General features: G+C 32.8%; 1 protein-coding gene. It reads left to right on the top strand.

The features are described from left to right. Nucleotides 1-227 (top strand): adenine-specific methyltransferase EcoRI family protein (locus BSAG_RS11910; RefSeq protein ID WP_008997525.1); only part of this gene is annotated, 227 nt, incomplete at its 5' end. Between the last annotated feature and the right edge of the window lie 142 nt (nucleotides 228-369).

Below are 369 nucleotides of genomic sequence, written 5' to 3'. Positions count from 1 at the left end.
ATCCAAAATATGATAATTATGATGCTATAAATGTAAACAAAACAAAGGATATTCCATTAGATTACAATGGGGTTATGGGGGTTCCTATCACATTCTTGCATAAGTTTAACCCTGAGCAATTTGAGTTAATAAAATTTAGAAAGGGTGTTGATGAAAAAGATTTGTCTATAAATGGTAAATGCCCTTATTTCAGAATTTTGATAAAAAACAAACGATTACAAAAGTAATTGATGTTTGTTAGTTTTTTCTTGAGATCATTAGCTTCGTCGTAAGCTTCGGTACCAGAAACGAAAAAACCACCTCTCCAAGCTTATCGATGATAAGCTGTCAAACATGAGAATTCTTGAAGACGAAAGGGCCTCGTGATAC

Source organism: Bacteroides sp. D1, assembly GCF_000157095.2.
In the GTDB taxonomy this organism is placed as follows: Bacteria; Bacteroidota; Bacteroidia; order Bacteroidales; family Bacteroidaceae; genus Bacteroides; species Bacteroides xylanisolvens.
Note: the sequence above shows the minus strand (reverse complement) of the source record. Positions and strands in the feature narration are given on the sequence as shown.